A 6153-nucleotide genomic window follows, 5' to 3' on the forward strand; every position below is an offset into this window, starting at 1 on the left:
GACGGGTGACTTCCACCCAGGCTGACAACCCGCAGATCGCCGCCGACTTCCCGACCGTCCTCGTGGTCGACAACGGTGCCCAGTACGCCCAGCTGATCGCCCGCCGGGTCCGCGAGGCCAACGTGTACTCCGAGGTCGTCCCGCACACCCTGGCCACCGAGGAGATCCTCGCGCGCAAGCCGGCCGCCCTCATCCTCTCCGGCGGGCCCTCCTCGGTGTACGCCGCGGGCGCTCCCCGGCTCGACCCCGAGCTGCTCGAGGCCGGGGTGCCCGTGCTCGGCCTGTGCTACGGCTTCCAGGCGATCGCCCAGGCGCTGGGCGGGAAGGTCGCCCACACCGAGACCCGCGAGTACGGCTCCACCCGGCTCGAGGCCATCAGCCCCACCTCCGAGCTGCTCGAGGGCCAGGACGTGGACCAGGTGGTGTGGATGAGCCACTCCGACGCCGTGTCCGAGGCCCCTCCCGGGTTCGCCGTGACCGCGCGCACCCCCGGTGCCCCGGTGGCCGCGTTCGAGAGCCCGGAGAAGCGGATCTACGGGGTGCAGTGGCACCCGGAGGTCGGCCACACCGAGCGCGGCCAGGACGTCCTGGAGAACTTCCTGCGCCGCGGCGCCGGGCTGGAGCAGTCCTGGACCACCTCGAACGTGATCGAGGAGCAGGTCGAGCTGATCCGCGAGCAGATCGGTGACTACCGCGCCATCTGCGGCCTGTCCGGCGGCGTCGACTCCGCCGTGGCCGCCGCCCTCGTGCAGCGGGCCGTCGGGGACCAGCTCACCTGCGTCTACGTCAACCACGGCCTGATGCGCCAGGACGAGTCCGAGGAGATCGAGAAGGCCTTCGGCCGGGCCAGCGGCGGAGCCCGGCTGGTCATGGTGGACGCCGAGGACGTGTTCCTCGAGGCCCTGGCCGGCGTCACCGACCCCGAGACCAAGCGCAAGATCATCGGTGAGAAGTTCATCCGCACCTTCGAGCGGGCCCAGGCGGACATCATCGAGGAGTCCCGCCACGACCCGGACGCCAAGGACGTGCGCTTCCTGGTCCAGGGCACCCTGTACCCGGACGTCGTCGAGTCCGGCGGGGGAGAGGGCACCGCCAACATCAAGAGCCACCACAACGTGGGCGGGCTGCCGGAGGACATCGAGTTCGAGCTCGTCGAGCCGCTGCGTGCCCTGTTCAAGGACGAGGTGCGCGCGGTCGGCCACGAGCTGGGCCTGCCGGACGAGATCGTCTGGCGCCAGCCGTTCCCCGGCCCCGGCCTGGGCATCCGGATCATCGGCGAGGTGACGAAGGAACGCCTGGACCTGCTGCGCAAGGCCGACGCGATCGTGCGCGCCGAGCTGACCGCCGCCGGGCTGGACCGCCACATCTGGCAGTGCCCGGTGGTGCTGCTGGCGGACGTGCGCTCGGTGGGCGTCCAGGGCGACGGCCGCACCTACGGCCACCCCGTGGTGCTGCGGCCCGTCACCTCCGAGGACGCCATGACCGCGGACTGGGCACAGCTGCCCCACGACCTGCTCTCGCGGATCTCGAACCGGATCACCAACGAGGTGGACGGGGTCAACCGGGTGGTCCTGGACGTGACCAGCAAGCCCCCGGGAACCATCGAGTGGGAGTGAGCCGTCGAGGACGGCGGTGGGGCACACCGCCGTCCTCGACGGAATCGTCGGTGCCGTTGGGTACCGTGGAAGCAAGCATCGGTGACCCCCGGCGCCCTGCCGCCCGCCGTCGTCGTGGGCTGCGGGAGCGCGGCCGGCGGCAGGAAGGACAACTGTGACTGAGCAGGACCGAACCCAGAGCCCTGCGGCACCACGGCCGGACGCGGAGACCCCCGACGGCGGCGCCCCCGGTTCCGAGGACCGTCCCACCTTCCCGGTCTGGCTGGCCTCCCTGGGCTCGGGCACCGAGAACGACACCATGCTGCGGTTCGCCCCGTCCTCGGCGAACAGCATCGACATCACCCACTCCCATCCCTCGGGCCTGTCCCAGTTCCTGTCCGGACGCAAGACGCGGCTGTCCACCCTGCTGCGGGACCAGGAACAGTTCGTGGCCGCCCGCGGCGCGGCCCGGCAGCTGCGCGGCAAGATCCAGGAGCTGGCCGAGGACCGCGGCGTCGACGTCGGCTACCTCGCCACCGGCGTGGCGACCTGGCGGACCATCGAGGAGGGCCGCTCCACGCAGATGTCCGCTCCGGTGCTGCTGGCACGGTTGACCCTGACCCTGCGCAGCGAGCAGGACGACTACGAGGTCCAGATCACCGAACGCGCCCGGCTCAACCCGGCGCTGGCGCGGTACTTCCGGGACACCTTCGGGATCGCCCTGGACGCCGACGACTACCTGCGGGCCGCCTACGCCACCGCCAAGCTGGAGCCGATGCCGGCCCTGGAGCTGCTGCGCTCGGAGGCCCGCCGGCTGCGCGGGCTGGTCGTGGAGAACCGGCTGCTGGTCTCCACCTTCGCCGACCTCGCGGACACCGCCTCCGTGGACGTGGTGGACTCCACCCACCCCGTGGTCGCGGCGCTGTACGACGCCGGGTCCGGCATGGTGCCGCGCCGCGGCGAGCTCACGGACACGGGGCTGGCGCCGCTGGACGAGCGTGACCCGCGGGACGAGACGCTGGTGCTGGACGCCGATCCCTCGCAGCAGGAGGCCCTGGACCACATCGCCGCCGGCCACGACCTCGTGGTCGTCACCCCTCCCGGGACCGGGCAGACGCAGACCGCGGCCAACGCCGTGGCGCAACTGGCCGCGGCGGGCAAGCGGGTGCTCGTGGTGGCCGAGCGGACCGCCACCCTGGACGACTTCCGCCGCCGGCTCGGCTCGGTGGAGCTGGACAGCCTGGCCCTGGACCTGCCGGCCGGGGCCACCCCCGAGTCCCTGCGCCGCCAGCTGATCCGCGCCCTGCTGCGGGTGGAGCGCGCCCAGGAGCCCGCCACCACCCGGTTGAACGCCACCCTCGTGGAGCGCCGGCACCAACTGCGCGACCACCTGCGCAGCCTGCACAACACGCGGGACCGCTGGGGCTGCTCGCCGTTCCAGGCCATGCAGTCGCTGGCGGCCCTGACCGCGCTGGATCCGGCGCCGTCCACCACGGTGCGGCTCAAGCGCTCGGTGCTGGACGCGACCGTCAACCGCGAGGAGACCGCGGCCAAGCTCATCCGCGCCGGGGAGCTCGGGGCGTTCTCCCGCGCCTCCACGGAGAGCCCCTGGTACGGGGCACGGTTGCGCAACGTCCAGGAGACCGAGGAGGCGTACGGCCTGGCCGAGGACCTCGCCGCCGCCCTGCCGGTGCTGCGGGAGCAGCTCGAGAACGCGACCGAGCAGGCCCAGCTGCGTCCCGGGTCCACGTTCGCGGAGTGGGTGCGCCAGATCCAGGTGATGTCGGCCGTGCGCACCTCCCTGGACCAGTTCACCCCGGACATCTTCGACCGTCCCGTCACGGACCTGATCTCGGCCACCGCCTCGGGCCAGTGGCGCAAGCAGCACGGCGTGGAGATGTCCTCCATGACCCGTTCCCGCCTGCGCCGCGTGGCCAAGGAGTACATCCGTCCGGGCATGCACGTGGCGGACCTGCACGAGTCCCTCGTCCAGGTGCAGGCCCAGCGAGCGGAGTGGGCCCAGTGGGCCGTCTCCAAGCGCCACCCCTCGGTCCCGTCCGGGCTCGAGGCGCTGTCGGCCAAGGGCCAGGAGGTGGCCGGGGAACTCGGGCGCCTGCAACGCATGCTCGCGGAGCCGCGCCGGGACGCGGACCGGCTCGACCGGTTGCACGTGGACGAGCTCAGCACCGTGCTGGACCGGTTGGTGGCGGACCAGGAGACCCTCAAGACCCTGCCCGAGCGCACCCTGGTCGGCGACCAGCTGCGCGAGCACGGACTGCAGGAGCTCACGGCGGACCTGCAACAGCGCGAGGTCCCCGTGGGGCAACTGCGATCCGAGCTGGAGCTGGCCTGGTGGCAGTCCGCCCTGGAGGCGATGATCTCCGGGGACGACTACCTCGCCATGACGGACGCCGCCTCCCTGCGCCGCATCGAGTCCGAGTACCGGCTGGCGGACGCCACCCACCTGGAGACCGGCAGCCAGCGGCTGAACTGGACGCTGTCCCAGCAGTGGAAGAAGGCCAGTTCCTACCATCGCGCCTCGGCCCGGGTGCTGCGTGGCCTGCTCAAGGACGGCAACCCCGACCCGGAGACCCTGGCCGCCCTGGAGCCCGGACTGCTGCAGTCCCTCGTGCCCGTCTGGACGACCTCGCCACTGGCGCTGGCCGAGTTCCCCGTGGACCTGGGCTTCGACACCGTCCTGCTGCTCGACGCCGAGTCGCTGGCCCTGAGCACCGCCCTGGGCGCGATCAGCCGCGGGCGTCAGGTGGTCGCGTTCGGGGACGGGACCTCCGGGTCGCCCAAGCCGTTCAACGTCTCGGTGGACCCGACGGCCACGGTGCACTCTCCCCGCGAGGTCGACTCCGCCTTCTCCGCCCTGATCCGGGTGCTGCCCAGCGTGCAACTGCGGATCATGCACCGGGGCCTGGAGCGCCGGCTCACCCGGCTGATCGGGGACCAGCTGTACGACGGCCAGCTGGACATGCTGCCCGGTGCGGCCGAACTGACCGGTTCGGACCACCCCGTGCGGGTGGAGTTCCTGCCCGGGGGCACGGGCATGCCCGGCGCCGGGGACGAGGGCGTGGAGTCCACCGTGGCCGAGGTGAACCGGACCATGGACCTGGTCTTCGAGCACATCCGCAAGCGGCCGGACTCGTCCCTGGCCGTGGTCACCGCCAGCCCCCTGCATGCCCGGCGGGTCGCCGAGGCCATCCGGCTCAACCTGCCGAACAACCCCTGGGCTGCACCGTTCTTCACCCGCGCCGAGGAGCCCTTCGTGGTGGCGCCGATGGCCCGGGCCCACGGCGTGGTCAGGGACCACATCGTCTTCACGCTGGGATACGGCCGGACCCCGCACGGCCGCGTGGTGCATCACTTCGGCCCGTTCTCCGAGGCCGGGGGACGGGAACTGTACGCGACGGCGATGACCCGCGCCCGGGAGCACCTGCACGTGCTCACCTGCGTCCACCCCGACGACCTGGACCCGACACGCCTGGGCAACGGCGCCGCCGACTTCTACGGGCTGCTCGCCACCTACCTGAAGGACGGCGGCCACGTCTCGCACCCGCGGCCGGATGACCCGCTGGTGGCCGACCTCGCGGACCGCCTGCAGCATCGGCACGGGACCGTGGTGCCGCAGTTCGGCGGCAGCATCGACCTGGCCGTGTGGAACCCGTTGGGCACTCCGTCCTGGGACGGCCAGGCCGCGGCCGAGCGGACCGCCCCGGTGGCGCTGATCTCCGACGGCTCGGAGTCCTACCGCCGGATGAGCGTGCGGGAGCGGTCCCGTCAGCGGCCCCAGCAACTCGAGCGCAGCGGCTGGCAGTACTACCCGCTGTGGACCATCGACGTGTTCGCCGACCCAGCCGGGTGCGCCGAGGCGGTGGCGTCCATCCTGGGCCTGCCGGCGGCCGGAGACGGTCCCGGTGACGTCCTCTCAGAGGACGGCCTCCATCCGCGCGCGGTGGCGCGGGCGATCCCCGCCGCAGTGCCCGAGGACGCGCCGGTGAGCGCGTCGACGGGCGCACCGGACGGCCCGGAGGCGGACTCCCCGACGTCGGCGGACAGGGCGGGCACGGGCGCCACCGCCGGGACCGAGGCCGGGACCGACACCGAGGCCGAGACCGACACCGAGGCCCCGGACACCGATGCCGACGGCGTGGACGCAGGGGATTCCGCCCCCGAGCTGGACAACGTCGTGCACCTCACCGTCGTCTCCGGGGGTTCCGAAGACGATCACGCGGCCGGGGACCCTGCCCCTGAGGGTGTCTCGGGCGCAGGTTCCTCGGTCTTCGATCCGGCCGGCCACGACGTTGACTCCCGCTGACCCCTCGCCCGCCGGCGCCGCGGGCTCCACGCCCCGGCGCCGCGGGGGCCGGGCCGGACATCGTCGGGCCGACGCCCCGGGCACCGGGCCGGCCAGCGCCGACGGGCCCGAGCCGCAGCTGGACGGTCTCCCGCTCGGGGACCGGTCGTCGCCGGGCCGGTCCGCCGGGCAGGGATCCACGCCGACGTCCACACCGGCTCCGCGTCTGTCCGAGCGCGACCGCTGGATCCTGGA

General features: G+C 73.1%; 2 protein-coding genes. Both read left to right on the forward strand.

Features of this window, described 5'->3' with window-relative positions; translation table 11 throughout:
- Positions 1–5 precede the first annotated feature (5 nt).
- The gene (guaA, locus tag Q0283_RS16785; protein ID WP_298045740.1) at positions 6–1616 is read left to right on the forward strand and encodes a glutamine-hydrolyzing GMP synthase; all 1611 of its coding nucleotides are present in this window, start codon (positions 6–8) and stop codon (positions 1614–1616) included.
- Between the two features lie 154 nt (positions 1617–1770).
- Positions 1771–5919 (forward strand): DUF4011 domain-containing protein, encoded by a 4149-nt coding sequence (locus Q0283_RS16790; protein ID WP_298045741.1) that lies wholly within the window; start codon positions 1771–1773, stop codon positions 5917–5919.
- The last annotated feature ends 234 nt before the right edge of the window (positions 5920–6153 follow it).

The sequence above is a fragment of the uncultured Citricoccus sp. genome (assembly GCF_937871995.1).
In the GTDB taxonomy this organism is placed as follows: Bacteria; Actinomycetota; Actinomycetes; order Actinomycetales; family Micrococcaceae; genus Citricoccus.